Annotated in this window: 13 protein-coding genes and 3 pseudogenes; 13 read left to right on the top strand and 3 right to left on the bottom strand. The window is 58.5% G+C overall.

Annotated elements, in window-relative coordinates:
- Position 1: 1 nt before the first annotated feature.
- From bcsZ to ACNFCH_RS22690, 13 genes and pseudogenes are all read left to right on the top strand, one after another.
- Entirely contained in the window at positions 2 to 1,201 is a 1,200-nt protein-coding gene (gene bcsZ, locus ACNFCH_RS22750) for a cellulose synthase complex periplasmic endoglucanase BcsZ (RefSeq protein ID WP_416743948.1), read from the top strand.
- Positions 1,177 to 5,160: a cellulose synthase subunit BcsC-related outer membrane protein gene (locus ACNFCH_RS22745; protein ID WP_416743946.1), complete on the top strand. Its 3,984-nt coding sequence runs from the start codon at positions 1,177 to 1,179 to the stop codon at positions 5,158 to 5,160. The genes bcsZ and ACNFCH_RS22745 overlap by 25 nt, the downstream gene beginning before the upstream one ends.
- Before the next feature lie 18 nt (positions 5,161 to 5,178).
- Positions 5,179 to 5,838 (top strand): SGNH/GDSL hydrolase family protein, encoded by a 660-nt coding sequence (locus ACNFCH_RS22740; RefSeq protein ID WP_416743944.1) that lies wholly within the window; start codon positions 5,179 to 5,181, stop codon positions 5,836 to 5,838.
- On the top strand, positions 5,835 to 6,488 hold the full coding sequence (locus tag ACNFCH_RS22735; protein ID WP_416743943.1) for an alginate O-acetyltransferase AlgF: 654 nt from the start codon (positions 5,835 to 5,837) through the stop codon (positions 6,486 to 6,488). The genes ACNFCH_RS22740 and ACNFCH_RS22735 overlap by 4 nt, the downstream gene beginning before the upstream one ends.
- A gap of 18 nt (positions 6,489 to 6,506) precedes the next feature.
- Entirely contained in the window at positions 6,507 to 7,922 is a 1,416-nt protein-coding gene (locus tag ACNFCH_RS22730; protein WP_416743941.1) for an MBOAT family O-acyltransferase, read from the top strand.
- Positions 7,923 to 7,932: 10 nt separating this feature from the next.
- Positions 7,933 to 9,081, top strand: a complete 1,149-nt coding sequence (locus ACNFCH_RS22725) for an alginate O-acetyltransferase AlgX-related protein (RefSeq protein ID WP_416743939.1) — start codon at positions 7,933 to 7,935, stop codon at positions 9,079 to 9,081.
- 69 nt (positions 9,082 to 9,150) lie between these two features.
- On the top strand, positions 9,151 to 9,483 hold the full coding sequence (locus ACNFCH_RS22720) for a carboxylesterase family protein (protein WP_416743986.1): 333 nt from the start codon (positions 9,151 to 9,153) through the stop codon (positions 9,481 to 9,483).
- Between the two features lie 27 nt (positions 9,484 to 9,510).
- Positions 9,511 to 9,708: a hypothetical protein gene (locus ACNFCH_RS22715; RefSeq protein ID WP_416743937.1), complete on the top strand. Its 198-nt coding sequence runs from the start codon at positions 9,511 to 9,513 to the stop codon at positions 9,706 to 9,708.
- A 148-nt stretch (positions 9,709 to 9,856) separates the two neighbouring features.
- Positions 9,857 to 10,255, top strand: a complete 399-nt coding sequence (locus tag ACNFCH_RS22710; protein ID WP_416743935.1) for a carboxylesterase family protein — start codon at positions 9,857 to 9,859, stop codon at positions 10,253 to 10,255.
- A gap of 263 nt (positions 10,256 to 10,518) precedes the next feature.
- Positions 10,519 to 11,127, top strand: a complete 609-nt coding sequence (locus ACNFCH_RS22705) for an SDR family oxidoreductase (protein ID WP_416743933.1) — start codon at positions 10,519 to 10,521, stop codon at positions 11,125 to 11,127.
- Between the two features lie 328 nt (positions 11,128 to 11,455).
- Positions 11,456 to 11,959, top strand: a complete 504-nt coding sequence (locus ACNFCH_RS22700; RefSeq protein WP_416743931.1) for a hypothetical protein — start codon at positions 11,456 to 11,458, stop codon at positions 11,957 to 11,959.
- 2,060 nt (positions 11,960 to 14,019) lie between these two features.
- Positions 14,020 to 14,826: pseudogene (locus tag ACNFCH_RS22695) on the top strand (MCP four helix bundle domain-containing protein); the annotation flags it as partial.
- Positions 14,818 to 15,681: a methyl-accepting chemotaxis protein gene (locus tag ACNFCH_RS22690; RefSeq protein ID WP_416743984.1), complete on the top strand. Its 864-nt coding sequence runs from the start codon at positions 14,818 to 14,820 to the stop codon at positions 15,679 to 15,681. The pseudogene ACNFCH_RS22695 and the gene ACNFCH_RS22690, both read left to right, overlap by 9 nt.
- A gap of 372 nt (positions 15,682 to 16,053) precedes the next feature.
- Here ACNFCH_RS22690 and tnpC read toward each other — a convergent pair.
- The 3 genes and pseudogenes from tnpC to ACNFCH_RS22675 form a co-directional block, all read right to left on the bottom strand.
- Positions 16,054 to 17,563 (bottom strand): annotated as a pseudogene (gene tnpC / locus ACNFCH_RS22685) (IS66 family transposase).
- An 87-nt stretch (positions 17,564 to 17,650) separates the two neighbouring features.
- A pseudogene (tnpB, locus tag ACNFCH_RS22680) lies at positions 17,651 to 17,881 on the bottom strand (IS66 family insertion sequence element accessory protein TnpB); the annotation flags it as partial.
- A gap of 331 nt (positions 17,882 to 18,212) precedes the next feature.
- A complete protein-coding gene (locus tag ACNFCH_RS22675; RefSeq protein WP_416743983.1) occupies positions 18,213 to 19,907 on the bottom strand; it encodes a putative bifunctional diguanylate cyclase/phosphodiesterase in 1,695 nt (564 codons plus the stop codon).
- Between the last annotated feature and the right edge of the window lie 33 nt (positions 19,908 to 19,940).

The following is a 19,940-nucleotide window of genomic DNA, read 5'->3' as shown; positions in this document are numbered from 1 at the left end:
GATGGCGACCTCCCGCTTGCGCAGGCTCGCCGCGGCCCTGGCGCTGTGCGTGGCGCCCGGGTTTGCCCTGGCCCAGGCGCAGGCCTGCGACACCAACGCCTGGCCACTGTGGCAGACCTTCCGCGAGCACTTCGTGCAGCCCGACGGCCGCGTGCTCGACGCCAGCACGCCGCAGCAGCACAGCTCGTCCGAAGGCCAGTCCTACGGCATGTTCTTCGCCCTGGTCGGCAACGACCGGGCGACCTTCGACAAGCTCTGGCTGTGGGCCAAGAACAACCTTGCCGGCGGCAATATCCGCGAAAACCTGCCGGGCTGGTGGTGGGGCCTGGACGAAAAAGGCACCTGGCGCCTGCTGGACCGCAACTCGGCCTCCGACGCCGACCTGTGGTTCGCCTACGCCCTGCTCGAAGCCGCGCGCCTGTGGAAGGACGAGCGCTACACCGCCGAAGCCCGCACCCTGCTCGCCAACGTGGCGAAGCAGGAAGTCGCCGACCTGCCGGGACTGGGCAAGATGCTGCTGCCCGGTTTCATCAGCTTCGCCAAGCCCGACCATTTCTGGCAGCTGAACCCCAGCTACCTGCCGGTCCCGGTGCTGCGCCGGCTCGACGGTGCCGACCCGAAAGGCCCGTGGAAGGAGATCGCGCGCAACACCGCGACCCTGTTCAAGGGCGTGAGCCAGCGTGGCTTCGTCGCCGACTGGGTCGGCTACCGTGGCACCAGCCCGAACAGCGGGATGTTCGTGGTCGATCCGGCCAAGGGCGACCTGGGTAGCTACGACGCCATCCGCGTGTACCTGTGGGCCGGCGTCACCCCGGCGAAAGACCCCCTGGCCAAGCCCGTGCTCGACAGCCTGCTGGGCATGAGCCGCGCGGTGGCCACCCACGGCACGCCGCCGGAAAAGATCGTCATGCAGACCGGCGAGCTCACCGGCACCGGCCCGTTCGGCTTCTCCGCCGCCCTGCTGCCCTATTTCAAGGCCCTGAAACAGCCGTGGCTGCTCGACCAGCAGCGCGCCAGGGTCGACCAGATGATGGCCGCCAGCCTCACCGCAGAAGCGGTGCAGGCGCGCCAGCCGCCCTATTACGATTTCGTGCTCAGCCTCTTTGCCCTCGGTTACATCGACGCGCGCTACCAGTTCCTCGATGACGGCAAGCTGCAACCTTTCTGGGAGTCCTCATGTCCGCCCGTCGCAACACGCTAGCCCTGGGGGTCCTGGTGGCCCTGATCCACAACAGCGGATACGCCGAGCTCAATGCCAACGGCAAGGTCCTGCTCGAACAGGGTCAGTACTGGCAGGCCCGCAAGGACAAGAACCGCGCCACCGAAGCCTGGCGCAAGCTCTTGCTGATCGACCCGCAGCAAGCCGACGCGCTCTACGGGCTCGGCTTGCTGGAGCTCGATGGCAAGCGCCCGCAGGGTGCCCAGCGCTACCTCGACCAGTTGCGTACCGCCCACCCGGGCGAGCGCCAGACGCTGCTGCTGGAGCAGGAGATCGCCCTGCGCAACGACGGCAACGAAGACCAGCTCAACACGGCCCGGCAACTGGCCGAGTCCGGCGAGCTGGACCAGGCCGTGGCGGCCTACCGCAAGCTGTTCGCCGGCCAGCAGCCGCAAGGCGACCTGGGCCTGGAGTTCTACAGCTACCTGGGCTACACCGCCACCGGCTGGCAGGAAGCACGCCAGGGCCTGGAGCGGCTGGCGAGCCTGTCGCCGGGTGATGTGAAGATCAAGCTCAACCTGGCCAAGCTGCTGCTGCGCAACGAGGGCACCCGCACCGAAGGCATTCGTCGCCTGGCCTCCTACGCCCAGGACCCGGTGATCGGTGGCGAGTCGGTGGAAGCCTGGCGCCAGGGCCTGTCCTGGCTGGGCACCCCGCGCCCGGCCGAAGTGCCGCTGTTCGAGGCCTACCTCAAGGCCTACCCGGACGACGAGGAGATCCGCGACCAGCTCAAGAACGGCGCCCGCGCCGCGCAGCCGGCGGCCTTCCAGCAGAACGCCAACCTCACCCGCGGCTTCAAGGCACTGGACAGCAACGACCTGGCCACCGCCGAGCAGGCCTTCCAGGCCCGCCTGCGCGAACAGGCCCAGGATGCCGACGCCCTCGGTGGCCTGGGCATCGTGCGCCAGCGCCAGGGCCGCCTGAACGACGCCGACGCGCTGTTCAAGCAGGCGATCAGCCGCGGTAACAGCAACCGCTGGCAGAGCGCGCTGCAGGGCAACCGCTACTGGGTGCTGCTCGACGAAGCGCGCCAGGCCCGCGATGCCGGCAACCCGCAGGACGCCCGCGAGCGCCTGCAACGGGCCATCGCCATGAACCCGCGGGAGATCCAGGGCCATATCAGCCTGGCCGACCTGCAGGCCGCCCAGGGCCAGTTCGACGCCGCCGAAACCACCTACCGCCATGCCCTGTCGCTGGACGCCGGCAACCCCAATGCCCTGCGTGGCCTGGCCACGGTGCTGGCGCAGAACGGCAAGCTTGCCCAGAGCCAGCGCCTGATCGACGGCCTGAGCGATGCCCAGCGCCAGCGCCTGGGCGACCTGCGCACCCTGAACGCGGCCATCGCCATCGGCCAGGCCAAGGAAGCCGAGCGCAGTGGAGACCTGGCTGGCGCCCGCAAGGCGCTGGAAGAAGCGGTGCGCAACGATCCGCGCAATGTCTGGGCACGCTATGACCTGGCGCAGATCCACCTGAAGACCGGCGCACCAGCCAAGGCCCGCCAGGTGATGGACGACCTGCTCAAGAACAACCCCGGCCAGGTCGAGGCGCTCTACGCCAACGCCCTGTTCGCCAGCCGCCTGAACGAGTGGCCGACGGCCCAGCGCCACATGGCGCAGATCCCGGGTGCCCAGCGCAGCGCGGCGATGCAGAACCTGGCCGACGAAATCGACCTGCACCTGCTCACCAGCCAGGCCCAGGACCTCGCCCGCCAGGGCCAGCGCCAGCAGGCCGTGCGCCTGCTGCAGCGTGCCGAGGCCGGAGCCGGCAACGACCCGGCCACTCTCTCGGCACTGGCCTCGGCCTACATCGACATCGGCCAGACCGACCGCGCCCTGACCCTGCTGCGCAGTGCCATCGCCCAGAGCCAGAGCCCGGCACCGGGCCTGCGCATCGCCTACGCCAATGCCCTGCTCAAGGCCGGCAAGGACGAAGAGGTCAGCAAGCTGCTGCGTGAACTGCGCAGCGAACCGCTGCAAGGCAACGACCAGCGCCAGTACGACGACCTGCTGTTCCAGTACACCGTGCGCCAGGCCGACCTGCTGCGCGAGAAAGGCGACCTGGTGGCTGCCTACGACACCCTGGCCCCGGCCCTGGCCCAGCGCCCGGACGACGCCCAGGCGGTGTCGTCGCTGGCGCGCATGTACCTGGACAACCGCAACCCGCAGAAAGCCGTCGAGCTGTTCGCCCCGTTGCTGCGCCAGCAGCCGGACAACGCCGACGTGCAGATGGGTGCGGCCCAGGCCTTCCTGGCAGCCGGCGATGCCGGCAAGGCCGAAGACGCCGTCGAGAAGGCCCTGCAACTGGCCCCGCAGAACCCGCAGATCCTCACCAGCGCCGCCGGTTACTACCGTGGCCGCGGCAAACTGGCCAAGGCCGAGCAGTTGTACGCCCAGGCCCTGGCCCTGCAGGCGCCGCAAGAGAAGGAAGTGCTCAACCCGTTCGGCCAGGCCATTGCCGCCAACCCGTTCGTTGGCCAGCCGGGCCAGCGCAAGCAGTCGACCTTGAGCGAAACGGCGCTGACGGAAATCCCCGAGCCCGCCAAGGTGCAGGTCGCCGCGCGCCAGCAGGCCGCGTTCGATGCGCCGGTGCTGGTCGCCAGCCGCGACGCCGAGCCTGGCCTGCGCAGCAGCAGTGCCGATCTTGTGGCGAGCAGCGACAGCGCACCGGCCCAGGTCGACCCGCGCGCCTCGATCGAGCGCGAGCTGGAGCAGATTCGCGACTCGCGCAGCCCGCAACTCAAGCAAGGCGTGACCTACCGCGGTAACGACAGCGAGTCGGGCATGGGCAAGATCACCGACGTCGAGACGCCGCTGGAAATCAGCATGCCGTGGGACGACAACCGCGTGGCCTTGCGCATCACCCCGGTGTCGCTGAACGCTGGCAGCGTGGGTGACGATCTCTCGGCCGCTTCGCGCTTCGGCGGGTTCAACGGCACCCAGCTCAATGCGCTGCAGGCCTTGCCCACCAGCGCCGAGCGCGTCGCTGCCGCCGACAGCTTCTTCGGCAGCGGTGCCGGCTCGCAGACCGACAACGGCGTAGGCCTGGCAGTAGCCTTCGAAAGCCCGTCGATGGGCCTGAAGACCGACATCGGCACCAGCCCGATCGGCTTCCGCTATACCACCGTGGTGGGCGGCATCAGCCTGGACCGGCCGTTCGCCGAGAACAGCAACTTCCGCTACAACCTGAACCTTTCGCGCCGTTCGGTCACCGACAGCGTGATGTCCTGGGCCGGCGTGGAAGATGCGCGCAGCGGCCTGGAATGGGGCGGCGTGACTGCCACCGGCGGGCGCTTGCAACTGGGCTACGACAACCAGGAATTCGGCAGCTACGTGTACGGTTCCTGGCACAGCCTGGACGGCCACAACGTCGAATCCAACACCCGCGCGGAGCTGGGCAGCGGCATCTACTGGTACCTGGTCAACAACCTCGACGAGCGCCTGACTGCAGGCCTGGCCATCTCCGGTACCCAGTACGACAAGAACGAAAGCTTCTTCACCTACGGCCATGGCGGCTACTTCAGCCCGCAGAACTACTTCTCCATCGGTGTGCCGGTGACCTGGGCACAGCGCGGGCCGCGCTGGAGCTACCAGGTACAGGGCGCCGTCGGCCTGCAGCACATCGAGCAGGACGGCGCGCCGTACTTCCGCGATGCGGCGATGCAGGGCGCACTGGACCAGCTGGGCCGTGACTACGCCGCCAACGGCGTGACCCTGCGTACACAGTACGAGTCCCAGAACAAGTCCGGCGTCGGCTACTCGCTCGGCGCCAGCGGCGAGTACCGCCTGGGCGATGGTTTCTTCTTCGGTGGCAGCCTGGGCGTGGACAACGCCCGCGACTACGAACAATGGACCGGCGGCCTGTACCTGCGCTACCTGTTCGAAGGCACCGGCTCGACCATGCCGTTGCCGGTCAGCCCCTACCGTTCCCCTTATTCGAATTAAGCCCCAGGAGTTCTGTTAATGGCATCTTCCCTTCTCGCAGGCCTGACCATTCTGATGATCGGCGACAGCCACCTGGCCACGCCCGATTACCTGATCAAGAGCCTGCACGACAACTTCGTGCAGCAAGGTGCGCAGGTGCACTCCCTGGGTATCTGCGGCGCCAATGCCGGCGACTGGCTGAAGGCCACCCCGGGTACCTGTGGCGGCGCCGAGCGCCGTGGCAGCGACAAGCCGGTGGTGCTCGGCACCAAGGCCGCCACCCAGCCGGTGGACCAGCTGATCAAGGCCGACAAGGCCGACCTCATCGTCGTGGTGATGGGCGACACCATGGCCAGCTACACCAAGCCGGCCTTCCCGAAAGCCTGGCTGTGGCAACAGACCAAGGACTTCACCGCCGCCATCAAGAACAGTGGCGCCAAGTGCGTGTGGGTCGGCCCGAACTGGGGCAGCGAAGGTGGCAAGTACGGCAAGACCTACGCCCGCGTGGAAATGACCTCCAAGTTCCTCGCCGCCAACGTCGCACCGTGCGACTACATCGACTCGCTGGCCATGTCCAAGCAGGGCCAGTGGGCCACCGTCGACGGCCAGCACTTGACCGCGCCGGGCTACGCCGCCTGGAGCAAGGCCATCGGTGAGGCCGTGGTGAAGACCCCGGCCGTACAGGGAGCGAAGAAATGATGCGCGCGAGCCTCCTGCTGTCCCTGGCCGGCGCCCTGGTCGCCGGCACCGCCCAGGCGGAAATCGCCCTGTACCCCACCGGCCCGAGCGAAGACTCGGCGTTCCTGCGCTTCGTCAATGCCACGCCCGGCGCGCTGCAGCTGGTGGCGGCCGGTTCCAGCGCAAGCCTTGAGCTGAAGACCACCAACAGCGTTTCGGACTACCTCTCGGTGCCGGCCGGCAAGGCCATCAAGGGCACCTTGAAGCAAGCTGCCGGCAATGCGCCGCTGGACCTGAGCGTCGCCCCGGGCGAGTTCGCCACCGTGGTCGCCCTGCCCGGGCGCCAGGTGGTGGTGCGCGAGCAGCCGGACGACTTCAACGGCCTGAAGGCCTCGCTGGCCTTCATCAACGTCGACCCGGCCTGCAGCGGCGCCAGCCTGCGCCCGGCCGGGCGCAACGCCGACCTGTTCAAGGACGCCCCTGAAGGCAGCGTGCAACGTCGCTCGATCAACCCGGTAAAACTCTCGGTACAGCTGGTGTGCGCCAACGCCAACGTCGGCGCCCCGGTGGACCTGGGTGAGCTGAAGGCCGGCGAGCGCTATAGTGTGATGCTGCTGCCCGGGGAAAAAGGTCCGCAACTGCTGGCCACCACCGATACACTGGCTCACTGACAGGACGTCCGGCCCACCATGGTTTTTGCCTCGCTCGAGTTTCTGACGCTGTTCCTCCCGCTGTTCATGCTGGTGTATGCGCTGAGCCCTTCGGGCGGGCGCAACGTCGTCCTGCTGATCGGCAGCTGGCTGTTCTACGGCTGGCTGAGCCCGCTGTTCCTGCTGCTGCACATGGTGCTGACGGTGATCGCCTGGGTCGGCGGCCTGCTGGTGGACCGCAGCCGCGAGGACGGCCGTGGCCGGGTGCGGCTGCTGGCGGCGCTGATCTGGCTGAACACCCTGGTGCTGTGCTGGTACAAGTACGCCAACATCCTCGCCGCCACCTACAACGAGCTGATCACCTCCTACGGGCACCTGCCCATGGAGTGGCAGCGCGTGGCGTTGCCGGCGGGGCTGTCGTTCATCGTGCTGCAGGCCATCTCCTACCTGGTGGACGTGCACCGGCACAAAGTTCCGGTGGAGCGCAGCTTCGTCAACTACGCCACCTACATCTCGATGTTCGGGCACTCGATTGCAGGCCCCATCATTCGTTATGACTGGGTGCGCCGCGAGCTGAACCAGCGCTACTTCAACTGGACCAACTTCTCCCTCGGTGCGCGCCGCTTCATGATCGGCATGTGCATGAAGGTGCTGGTGGCCGACACCCTGTCGCCGCTGGTGGACATCGCCTTCCACCTGGAGAACCCGTCGTTCCTCGATGCCTGGCTGGGGTGCCTGGCGTACTCGCTGCAGCTGTTCTTCGACTTCGCCGGCTACAGCTGCATGGCCATCGGCCTGGGGCTGATGCTGGGCTTCCACTTCCCGGAGAACTTCAACCGGCCTTATCTGGCCAGCAGCATCCAGGACTTCTGGCGGCGCTGGCACCTGTCGCTGTCCAGCTGGCTGCGCGACTACCTGTACATCGCCCTGGGCGGCAACCGTTTCGGCACCTGGAAGACCTACCGCAACCTGTTCCTGACCATGGCCATCGCCGGCCTGTGGCACGGTGGCGACAGCTGGAACTACCTGCTCTGGGGTTCGGCGCACGGTGTGGCGCTGTGCGTCGACCGGGCCTGGAGCCGTTCCACGCTGCCGGGGCTGCCGAAGTGGCTGGCCCATGTGCTGACCCTGCTGTTCGTGTGCCTGGCCTGGACCCTGTTCCGCGCGCCGGACTTCCATACCGCGCTGGACATGTATGCCGGCCAGTTCGGTATGCACGGGTTTGCCCTGGGTGATGCGCTGGCGGTGTCGGTACGGCCGCTGCATGGGTTGGCGGCGTTGCTGGGTGTGTTGTGCGTCATCGCGCCGATCTGGCAGAAGCGTGTGCTGCACCGCTTCGGTCATGTGCGGCCGTTCGTGTGGATGGTCGCGTTGTGGCCGGTGCTCGGGTTCATGCTGTGCTTTGCCCTGATCGCCAGCCGTGAATCGGTGCCTTTCCTATACTTCCAGTTCTGAGGACCGTGCGATGACGACTTCTTCTCCAAGCACCGCACCGACTCCGCCAAGCCCGCTGGCGATGCACACCAGCAAGATCGCCGGGGTGACCCTGGCGGTGTTCCTGGGGGCAGGCTTGCTGTCCTGTGGCTGGCTGGTGGCCAAGGGCTCGTTCAGCCTGCTGCCGGAAAAGCCGATGTCCGATGATGCGGTGATCCATGGCGAGATCACCCACCGGATTGCCAAGGAACTGGCCAATGCGCCGTTGCCGTTGCAGGCGGCCAACCTTGAGCGGGCTGGTAGCTGGCTGGTGTTTGCCGACACTGGGCCACGGGTGCGCCAGGGGTGCCCGGGCTGGTTGTTCCTGGCCGATGAATTCAAGTTGAACCGGCATGCGCAGGACAACGCCAAGGCCAAGGCCGAAGCCGTGGTGGCGTTGCAGCAGAGCCTGAAGAAACGCGGTATCGAGTTGCTGGTGAGCGTGGTGCCGGACAAGAGCCGGATTGCGGCCAGCCAGTTGTGTGCGCTGTATCGACCGGTGAGCCTTGAGGCGCGGGTGCAGGACTGGACGGCGGGGTTGAAGGCGGCAGGTGTGGCGACGCTGGACCTGGCGCCGGCCGTTCGACCGCTGGGCGCCGAGGCTTACCTGCGTACCGATACCCACTGGAGTGAGGCTGGGGCCAAGGCGGCGGCCGGGGCGATTGCCGGGCAGGTCAAGGCGCTGGGGATCGCGGCCACGCCGCAGAAAGGCTTCGACGTGAGCCAGGAGCCGAAGGCCGTGCGGCCGGGGGATCTGGTGCGGTTGGCGGGGCTGGACTGGTTGCCGCTGCATTTGCAGCCGGCTACCGAGGAAGTGGCGCCGTCGAAGATCAGTGAGCATGTGGCTGAGGCCAGCACAGGCGGTGACAGTCTCGATGATCTGTTCGGCGACGATAACCTGCCGAATGTGGCGCTGATCGGCACGTCGTTCTCGCGCAATTCGAACTTTGCCGGGTTCCTGCAGCAATCGCTGGGGGCGGTGATTGGCAACTTTGCCAAGGACGGGGGTGAGTTTTCCGGGGCAGCGAAGGCTTACTTCGAGAGCCCGGCGTTTACCCAGACGCCGCCGAAGCTGGTGATCTGGGAGATTCCGGAGCGGGATCTGCAGACGGTGTATGCAGGGGATGTGAAGCTGGACTGACTTAGTCTGGTTCCCCGCGATACCTGTGGGAGCTGGCCTTGCCAGCGATGAGGTCGGCACTGTTGGTCACTGAGGACGCTTCGCACCCCATCGCCGGCAATCCACGGTAGTAGCCTGTGGGTGGGCGCGGGCGGCGACTACGAACCGAGTCAACTCGCTTTCCAGGGCCAGGCCGACGTGGTGACGCTCAACTATCGTCTTGGCCTGTTCGGTTTCTTCGCCCGCCCGGCGTTGCAGGTCGAAGGCCGGACGCTGGCCAACTACGGCATCATGGACCAGCAACTGGCGCTGGAATGGGTGCAGCGCAATAGCGCCGCCTTCGGTGGCGACCCCGACAACGTCACCATTGCCGGTGAATCGTCCGGCGGCAGCGTGCTGATGCATGTCACCTCTCCGGGCTAGGCCGACAAATTTCAGCACGCCATCGACATGAGCGGCGCCGCAGTGGCCTTGCGCTACCCGGCCTTCGGCGCGTCGCTGCCACCGGCGGCTGCCAAGCAGCAGTGCGACGCTTTCGCCCAGATGATGGACTGCGCACGCACCAGCGGCGCCGCCACGTTGGTCTGCCCGCGCGCGTTTCCTGCGGCCATCGTGTTGGCCGCGCAAAGGCCATATCTGACCAGTTAGGCGATCCTCGATGGCCAGGTGCTGTCCATGCACCCGGGCGATGCCTTTCGCAGCCGTCAGTTCAACCGCGTAACCCTGATACAGGGCATCACTCGCGACGAAGGCACGTTTTTTCGCCGGCTTTCCCGAGAACGAATCCGGCCACCCGATGGACGATGCCGGCTATGAGACCGCCATGCAGTTCTACTTCGGCCCGCTGGCGGACGCTGTCAAGCAGCAGTACCCCGTGGACAGCTTCCCGACCCCAAGTGACGCCATGGCCGCCGCGGTGACCGACATGCTGTTCGCCTGCCCATCACGGGCCGTCCGCCGTTGGGCTGCCGACTACACGCCGACTTATGCCTACGGGTTCTCCGACTGCACGGCCCTTTCGTATCCGAAATCGACCAGCTTTGCGCTGGGCGCTTCCCACACCTTCGAACTGGCTTACCTGTTCCCTGGCTTTCACGGCAGCGCCGGCATCCCGGTGATGCTTGAATGCCTTGCAATCGCGCCTGTCCGAACAGATGGTGCAGCTGTGGACCAGCACCGGCCAGGCGAACACTGAGCAAACCCTGTGGCCACGTTACCAGCCCGCGCAGGACAACTTTCTGAAGCTGACGTTGCCGCAAGCGCGCCTGTCCAGCGCCTTCGGCGAAGGCCACCAATGCAGCTTCCGGGAACAAAGCGGCATCTACTGACCACTCATTACAACAGCGGAAATACCGCGATGAAAATCCATCTATACGCCAAAGTCGCCCTCATCACCGGCGCAGGCTCGGGCGTGGGCCTGGCCTCGCCGAGTTGTTTTTGGAGGCTGGCGCGTCCGTGGTGCTCGCGGGCAACCACTACGACAAGGTCAAGGAACAGGCCGACCGCCTGGCCGTACGCGGCAACACGCTGACGCAGCCGTGCGACGTGGCCGAAGAGGCGCCAGTGAAGGCGATGAAGGAAAACACCGTCAAACACTTCGGACGCCTCGATGCCGCCTATAACAACGCCGGCTGGCAGCCGCCACTGGCGCCGATCACCGAGACCAGCAGCGAGGACTTCGACCGCGTGCACGGTATCAACCTCAAGGGCGTGTGGCTGTGCATGAAGTACCAGATGCTCAAGCAGGGCGACGGCGTCGCCAACCGCGCCAGCTACTGCTCGGCCATACACGGCGTGCTGGGCATGACCACGTGCGCCGCGTTGGAATGGGCGGCCAAGGGCCTTCGCATCAACGCGGTGTGCCCAGGCGTGATCGACACGCCGATGGTCGCCACGATGATGACCGGCGAAGCGGATGTGCTGAACGCGCTGATCGACCAGGTGTCGATCAAGCGCCTGGGCCACGCCGACGAGATCGCGCAGGCGGTGTTGTGGCTGTGCAGCGATGCGTCGAGCTTCGTGGTCGGGCATTCGCTGGTTGTCGATGGCGGCATCACCGTACAGTAAGCCCTGGAAAACACGTGTCACAACACCAGCAGCCTCCCCTGCTGCATGGTCGAGGCCATGCCCATGCCATCGACCCAGAAAGCGAAAATTGCACCATGAATCGACCCTACATCGTCTGCCACATGCTCACCGCACTGGACGGCAAGATCACTGGCCCTACATGAAAGCGCCGGCCGTCCACGGCGCCTTTGAGGCCTACGAACGCATCAATGCCAGCTACCAGCAGCAGGCCTAGTTGTGCGGGCGCGTTACCACTGACGCAAACTTCACCTTCTACAAGTCCTTCGCGCTGGACGAGCATGCTCCGCCGGTGCTGGAGGGCGACTACGTGGCCGTGCCCGGGAAAATCGGCTGGCAAAGCAACAGCTTGAAGTATGCAGGCCGCCCCGAGGCGCACATCATTGAGGTGCTGAGCGAAAAAGCCAGCAACACCTACCGCGCCATTTTGCGCAGACTGGAGATTTCCTACATCGTCGCAGGGCAGGAGCAACTCGATTGCAAACTTGCCGCAGAGAAGCTCAAGGCCCTGTTCTGGATCGACACCTTGATGTTTTTCCTGCAAGCCGGCTTGGTGGATGAACTCAGCCTGATCATCGCCCCTCTGTCGCAAGGTAAACCCTTTCTAATAAAAGAGATCACTAACGGTGCGGGTACTTGTTACCCGTGCAGATGGGGACCGGAAATGGTGGATGGTATGGAAAAGCGGTGGCGTGCAGTGGCCGCCTATTCTGGTGGTCGCTTCGCTGGTAGGGTTGGTGTGTTTACGTTGAAACGATGTGACACTATCGTGATACCATGCGGTCGCACTATTGCTTTGTTTTTACTCATTTGAGAGTTGGTGGCGGGGATGCAGACTGATTATTTCAAAAAGCAAAAAATTCAAAGAATTGGTTAAGCGTAATTCAGTTGATGACTTTTGTTTGAATTTTTATATGCTTTTGTTGCATGTGAGTGAGTTGCAATATTATATTTTACTAAAATGACTCATTAGAGCTGGCTTTAATGCTAACGAGATTGCTCCTTGTATCTTGTTACACTATCGCTCTAGTCTCGCGGATGATGGTAGCAGTGAAAGGTTGACGCGATTGTTATTCAAGGCGCCTGTGTCTGAGTAATATTTTTTGAGCGCGGATTGATCTCGCAAGCTCGTTATAGCATCGTACTGGCGAAGTTGTCTGAGCGCCGAGAGAAGTGCTCTGCTTACCTGTCAAATGCATTAAGTAAGATTTGAAATGTCTGACGTGGTTGAGTCAATCGCTCTCATTGGAATCGTCTTTTCCATAATTAGATGGATGCTTGTTATTTGGCTTAATGGTTTACTATCCAAAGCAGTCGCCATGACAGTGAAGTGTGGGGCTTGTGAGGACTTTGCTGGAAAAGCAACTAACGACCCCAAAAAAACTGACCAATCTCTAAAGTATTTGAAGACTACCGACCCTTCAGTTACTGAGCTTGACCTGTATCAGCAATATGGCCTGGCAATTATTATGTTATATTAGTTATCAAAGCAAAATTTGCAACGATAGTCGTCCAGAGACAGGGTTTGAGATCGTAAGGATTGTCAAGAAGTCGGTGGCATTCGTGCATTTCCCGACGAGTGGTAGTAATGATGGCAAGATCCCAGTTACAATGCATGAGGTTATTGGCGTGCATTGCTGACAGGGATTACAGGGATTGGTATTGTAGTGAGTATGGAAATCAAGTCGAAGTCTAGACCTAAGGCTTTTCACGATTGGGTGTGTGAATATTTACGTGCCGAGCTAAACGAAGATGACTATGACAAGGCATTGAAAGCAGCAGAGTGCTTAATGCATAATGCAAAAATTTGCTGCTCGGAGTGGTTGGAAATGGTGAGACTGGCTAATACGGCACTTGGCAAGTTCAAAGATTAGATTTTGTTATTCTGCACAAATTTTTAGAAAATTTGCCTACCAGTTTAATGAGGAAGCATAAGCTTTACCATCTCCAACCATTGGGCGAAACTAGATACTAGCGAAGTGGACTCAGTCGCTTTTTATTTGCATTGAAAATAGTTGAGCATCTTCTCTGAAAAGTACAGTGTTATATGAGGCGAGAGTGTTTCCTCGGCCACCCTTCCCACGCCCTAATAAAATCGAGGGCTATTTCGCTCCGCTCGAGCTTGCTTTAAGCTCAGTTTCGGTATTTACATATCCTGCTACGTTGCCACATGCAATTCTGGTGTGATTATCGTTGATTTTTATTTCCATGGCGAGGCTCCTCGCTAAATTCCTTTGTCTTTTCAACAGTGTAGCTATTTTTCCTAATTTGGCTGTAGAGAGATCGCCACTGGTGCGGGTTTTCTTACCAGAGCCAATAGGTCGGCTGGCAAACGTCTAAATGGCATACCCTCGTTACACCAATGTAGTTTCTTCCACCTCACGATTTTGAACCGTTCTCATCTGACTTAGGTTACAGGTGGAGTTTGTTGCACGGCATCGTGCTATAGACTGCTCTCTCTCCTTCCCATTTCTCATTGGCACCAAAAATAAGTTCCATAATTTATCCAACTACCATAAAGCAGCTCGGCTGGCTACCAGTTTTCGACTGGTAGGCCCGGAGTTCTAGAAGTGATATTTATCGAGCCATTAGGGAGTACCCCGTCTTGGCTTTGCTCAAGAGGGATTCTCAACATGTATCCTGCCTGGGTTGCTCCAACTGTTAAAGCAATACAACCCGTATTAATCGGTTTTTTGTCGCCATAAAAAAGCCCGCACTAGGCGGGCAAATGTCGATCAAGCAGGAAAATCCATTCCTCGTAGACGGTAAGATCATACCTGAAAGCACAAGGCTCGTCAATTAGTCGAAGATATATTGCGAAATAAAATAAGGACCAACAAAATATCCTTAAAGGATTTTGAGTTGCTGCCGATAATGTCGTCACATACCGCGATGAAAGGAGGGGTTATGAGCTTGAGAAATATGAATATTGGGAGTCGAGCGGGCCTCGGCTTTACGATAATTGGAATGCTGGTGTTAATGATGGGGCTGGTTGCTCTATTCCAAGCTCATGAGATGGATAGTGCAACCGCTGAAATCCGTGACGAATGGTTGCCAGCAGTGCAGGAGATAGGTGAGGTCGGTAGTGGCTTGGGACGCACCAGAGCGCTGACGCTCAGGACGCTTACCATGAAAGACGGGCATCAGTTAAATGAAACAGTGGATTTGGTAAGGCGTATAAATCAAGAAGTATTTGGATTTCTGAATACTTATGAGAAAGCGATAGACTCACCAGATGATCGGCAGCTTTTTGAGAGCTTCAAGAAATCTTACGCTGTATATTTATCCTATCAAGGGAGAATACTCGATGGGGTACTTGCATCAGTAGAGCGTGGTGATGAAATTGAAGTGGCGAATGGTCCGCTTGCCAGTGCAGCGGACCAAATGATGGCTGCCTTGAATAAGCTGATCAAATTTAACGAACAAGGTGCTGTTCACGCCGCCGATCAGACAAGCAAGGCATTCGATGCTGCAGTGTTTATGATTATTGTAGCGCTGATCCTGATCTTGGTGCTAATGGTCGCAATTGCTATTGTATTGACTCGCAGCATTGTGTCTCCATTATCTGAGGCAGTTATAGTTGCTGATAGAGTTTCCAGTGGTGATCTTACTCAAAATATTCATGTGACTGGAAGCGATGAGCCTGCTCATCTGTTGATTGCGCTGAAGCGGATGCAAGATAGCCTGCATGAGACAATAGAGAAAATTTCTGAATCGTCCAATATGCTTGCCTCTGCCTCGGAGGAGCTACATGCTGTAACTGAGGATACGAATCGCGGACTTAATCAGCAAAGTGCTGAAATTGATCAAGCGGCCACGGCAGTTAATCAGATGACGGCAGCGGTTGAAGAGGTGGCTCGCAACGCTGTTAATACTGCTGATGATTCCAAAGCTGCTGACAAGAGCACCTATGATGGGCGTGAAAAAGTTAATCAGGCGCTAGAATCAATCAGTCAACTTGTCGGAAATGTTTCGGCTACTTCGGAAGAGGTTCAATTGCTTGCTCAGAATGCAAGCGAGATCAGTCAAGTTCTGGTGGTTATTCGCTCAATCGCTGAACAAACCAATTTGCTGGCGCTTAACGCTGCAATTGAAGCCGCTAGGGCTGGTGAGGCTGGACGTGGTTTTGCAGTTGTCGCTGATGAAGTAAGGGCACTAGCACACCGCACTCAACAATCGACAGCCGAAATTGAGAAAATGATTGATGGCATTCAATCTGGCACTAGTCGTGCGGTTGATGCTATGAGTGAGAGTCAAGAGCGAGCTAATGGCACGTTGCAGGTCGCTCGGGAGGCTAATGAGGCTCTTGAGGTGATTGGAGAGGCTATTACTTCGATTAATCAGAAGAATCTGGTTATCGCTAGCGCTTCTGAAGAACAAGCACAGGTTGCCCGTGAAGTAGATAGAAATCTTGTGAATATCCGAGATTTATCAATGCAGACTTCTGCTGGAGCAAATCAAACGAATGCATCCAGTCAAGAGCTATCGCGTCTTGCTGTGGATCTACATGCTATGGTTTCGAAGTTCAGGCTTTGAATAAGGCAATAGAGCGTAAAAACGTTAACAGCCCCATTCCGGGGCTTTTTTATTCCTGGAGGTTTAAAAGTCCTGTCATTTTTTGATTTTTTGCTTCTTTCCTCTAACATGGTTTCTGCAATTTTTGATAGGTCATTTCATCAAGTAGTTCACCTACTTGGTCAAAATTGATATTTTTTGCAAGGTCAAGTTCATATCGTAGTTGTTCATTTTCATCGATAAGGGTTTGAGTTTTTCCCAAAACTCCGACTTCTCTGCATCCCAAGCCTTTTGAGCTTTTCTGAAGTGTTCGACTGCGGCATGCTCTGCAATGATCCAAAGTGTTGTGTAACCGATCCATGTACCCCACCTACCACAAGGTGAGGTCCCGGTTTAACATGGCATTACTGGCTTACAGTTCCACGGCAACAACGCTTCGTAGCCCTCTACCGACGAGGGGCATGCGGCAGCCGTTCCAGTGCGTGGCGTAGCCACGCATAGGGCTCCTGGCCGTTGGCTTTGGCGGTTTCAACCAGGCTGTACAGTTGTGCGCTGGCTACCGCGCCTTTCGGTGTGTCGCTAAACAACCAGTTCTTCCTGCCGATCACGAAGGGGCGGATGGAGCGTTCGGCAGCATTGCTATCCATGGGTAGGAAGCCTTCCTCGACATACCGTTCGAGTTTGCTCCAGTTGCTCGCAGGTAATTCACCGCTTTGCCAAGTGCGTTCTGCGCGGTCATTTGTGGATGAGTCTTTTCCATCCAGCTTTTTAGTTGCCCGAGCAGCGGCACGCTGTGCTCGTGACGACCGGCTTTGCGGGATTCATCGCCCACATTGCCTAAATCCCGCTCAACACCGTACAGCTTGTTGATCAGGTTTAGCGCAATACCTGCACGCCCGGCTTTCCCTTACGGCTTCACTTTCTTGGCTTCAGCGAATGTGCGCCGCGCATGGGTCCAACAGCCCAAACGCTCAATACCCGCTTGGGCAGCCAATGCATTGTAACCTGCGTAATCGCCAGTCATCACATAGCCGCGATAACCATCGAGCAGGCGCGTCGGCACGTCCTGCGCCAGGCTGGTGGAATAGTCGAACAGAATGACCGGCCTGCCTGGTGGGCCACCCGTTTGTACCCACATCCAGGATTGACTGCTCGGCTCACGGTCAGGCTCTTTCAATACCTGGACGCGGGTTTCGTCGCAGTGGATGATCTGGCTGTTCAGCAAACTGTCGCGCATCAGGTTCAGCAGCGGCTGGATATGCCCACTGCACTGGATGACCCAGTGCGCCAAGGTTTGCCTTGGAATATCGATGCCGTGGCGGCCTAGAACCTTTTCGGAACGATGAAGGGGCAAACCATCTACGCACTTGGTGGTCAGCAGCATGACCAATACGCTGGGGCAGGCCATGCTCTTCTTGATCAACTGCGCAGGCTTGTCGGCTGTCGCTGGTGCGGCTTCGCAGCCCCGGCAACCGTAAACCTTACGGATGTGCTTGATCACGCGGATCTGCATCGGCACGATTTCGAGTCGCTCGCTGATTTCCTCGCCAATGGCGTGCTTATGGCAGCAACAGACACCGTTCAGTTCATGCTCGGGTAGTTCATGGATGCCTTCGATGCGTGGCAAATCGGCTGGCAGTGGTTTACGCTTGCCACGACGCCTAGCGGGGGCAACGACCTCCTCTCCAGCGGCCTCGTATGCCAGCTCTACCTCGTGCTCCGCTTCGTTGAGCAACGCCATTTGAGGCGTTGCCAGATCGACGGTCTGCTCCGATTGTCGACCGAACAGGCGCTGCCTTAGCAGGACAACTTGTTCTTCGAGCACACCCATCCTGTGCATCATTGCAAGCATCTGTTTGAGCAATTCAGGATCATCAGGGAGGTTGTCGGGCACGAAACTCATGCCCTGGATTATACCGAATCAGGCCACAAATCGTGGCGTCAAAACCTGATGAGGACGGTTACGCCAGAGGTCGAAGCCATCAAGTAGTCAATTCAGTTCCTGGACAGTCAGGGCAATCGCTTCGTCGGTGGGGTCGGGCGAGGTTTTGAAACGTTCGGACTCCAGACGCTTGAGCCAAAGGTAGAAGCCGTTTTTCTCCCAATAAAGGATCTTCACGCGGCTGTTTGGTTTGTTGAGGAACACGAAAAGTACCAGGTCGAAATCGGCTATCTTTATATCAAGCTCCACCAGAGCGGCCAGCCCATCGATGGACTTTCGGAAGTCGACAGGCTAGGGATAGAGGTAAACTTTTTCGACTTTGGGGTAGGGTCGCATCATGGTGAACAGGCTCTTGAGAAATCGGAGCACAGCATCAGGCATCAACAAACGGCTTTGAATGTGGGGTTCATGGAGCGCTTACCACGCACAAGGCAAAGAAACTCGTCATTCTGGCGCATGTTAGCTCTGCGCTGTTGTGCGCGTACACTCTGCGACTGTTTCTTCCGGCTAGCTACTTTCAGGCACTTTTGGGGACAGTAAGTTTTGTTGCTCCACTGACGTGAGGTATTTTGAATCGCTGCATTACAGGTAGGGCACTGCTTGATCATGATTACCTTCCTTTATAAGGCGCCCTCATATCCTGACTAGAGTTCTGTTGGACCGCCCACTCAAACGCTTGTCTTGCGGGCATTGGTTTTGCTATGCCATAGCCTTGTGCTACGTTACACCCAATGCTTAATAGCAGTTCCGCTTGATCATCATTCTCTACTCCTTCAGCGATAACTTCTCGATCAAAGGATTTGGCTAGACTTACAATCGCCCTGACAAGAGCAAGACTTTCATTATCAGGTAGTTGCTGGACAAAGGACTGGTCAATTTTTATGGCGTGTGTAGGCAACTGTTTGAGATAGCTCAGTGATGAGTATCCTGTCCCAAAGTCATCCAGCGAAAATTGAACCCCAAGTCCCATGCATTGCTCCAAATGCTTACTGACACGTGAAATATTCTCTAACGCCACTGACTCGACAATCTCTATGTCCAGCATTTGCGGTGGAACATTTGGGTGGTTGGCTAAAATCTCTTTGATAGACTCTGGAAAGTTACTCTTGTTAAAATGCAAGGCCCCGACATTAACACTTATAGGCCATAAGTGGCCGATCTTAGCCCACTCGTCTATTTGAGTAAGCGCTGTATTGATAGCCCACTCACCAATTTCTACAATTAGCTCATTATGTTCAACCACAGGCAAGAAGTCTAAAGGTGGCACCAATCCCTTATGTGGGTGGTTCCAGCGCAATAAAGCTTCAAACCCAATAACGACGCCGTTATTTAAATTTACTTTTGGCTGATAGTGCAGGCACAGCTCGCCATTCAATAGCGCTTCTTTGACCCTGTTAACAGTATCAAATGTCATTTTGTCAAATTTATCTAGAGAGATATCAAATAAAGTGTATCGATTGCGCCCGCTCTGTTTTGCTTTATACATGGCCTGATCAGCATGACGCAATAATGTCTCTGCATCCGCACTATCATTCGGGTAGATCGTAACTCCAGCGCTGGCAGAAATAGATAAATCTATACCATCGATCGTATAGGTTTTCGAAAGAGTGCTTAGCATGCGCTTCATTGCTTTGTTTAAATCATTGAGATTTCGCACATGCAAAGAAACCACGAACTCATCGCCGCCTAGGCGAGCCAAAATATCATCGCAACGGATAACTTGCCGCAAGCGATCAGCAGCTTTAATTAGGATGCGATCACCTATCGCATGGCCATGCCGATCATTTATCAGTTTAAACCCATCAAGATCAAGCATGCAAATCGCAAGCTTAATGCTATTATGGTCTATTTTAGAAATGGCGTGCTCAATGTAATTGAATAGTGAAGATCGATTGGGTAGGCCAGTAAGTTCATCGTGCTCTGCTCGCCATTGAAGCGCTTTCATCAATTGCCGTTTTTCGGTAATATCAAAGCGAATGGAAGCGTAGCTCTCTGGCCGCTGCCTGGCAGCGTCAAATATAGGAACTATGGTGCTTTCCACCCAGTAAAGACTTCCATCTTTACGGCGATTGCAAATTTCACCCTTCCAAACCCTCCCCTGTGAAATGGTTCTCCACAAGTTCCTGAAGAACTCTGGTGGGTGTTGGCCAGAGTTTAACATCCGGTGATCTTGCCCAATCAACTCATCCGCGGCATAGCCCGAAATCTCACAAAACATCTTGTTGACATAAGTGATATTGCCCGACAAGTCGGCCTCTGAAAAGATAGCTGCTGCGTCCACTGCTGCTCGATATCCTACACCCATGGCTACTTCTATCCCCTCAAGGTCAAACATAAA

It is taken from the genome of Pseudomonas sp. NY15354, assembly GCF_048068075.1.
Taxonomy (GTDB): Bacteria; Pseudomonadota; Gammaproteobacteria; order Pseudomonadales; family Pseudomonadaceae; genus Aquipseudomonas; species Aquipseudomonas guariconensis_C.
Note: the sequence above shows the minus strand (reverse complement) of the source record. Positions and strands in the feature narration are given on the sequence as shown.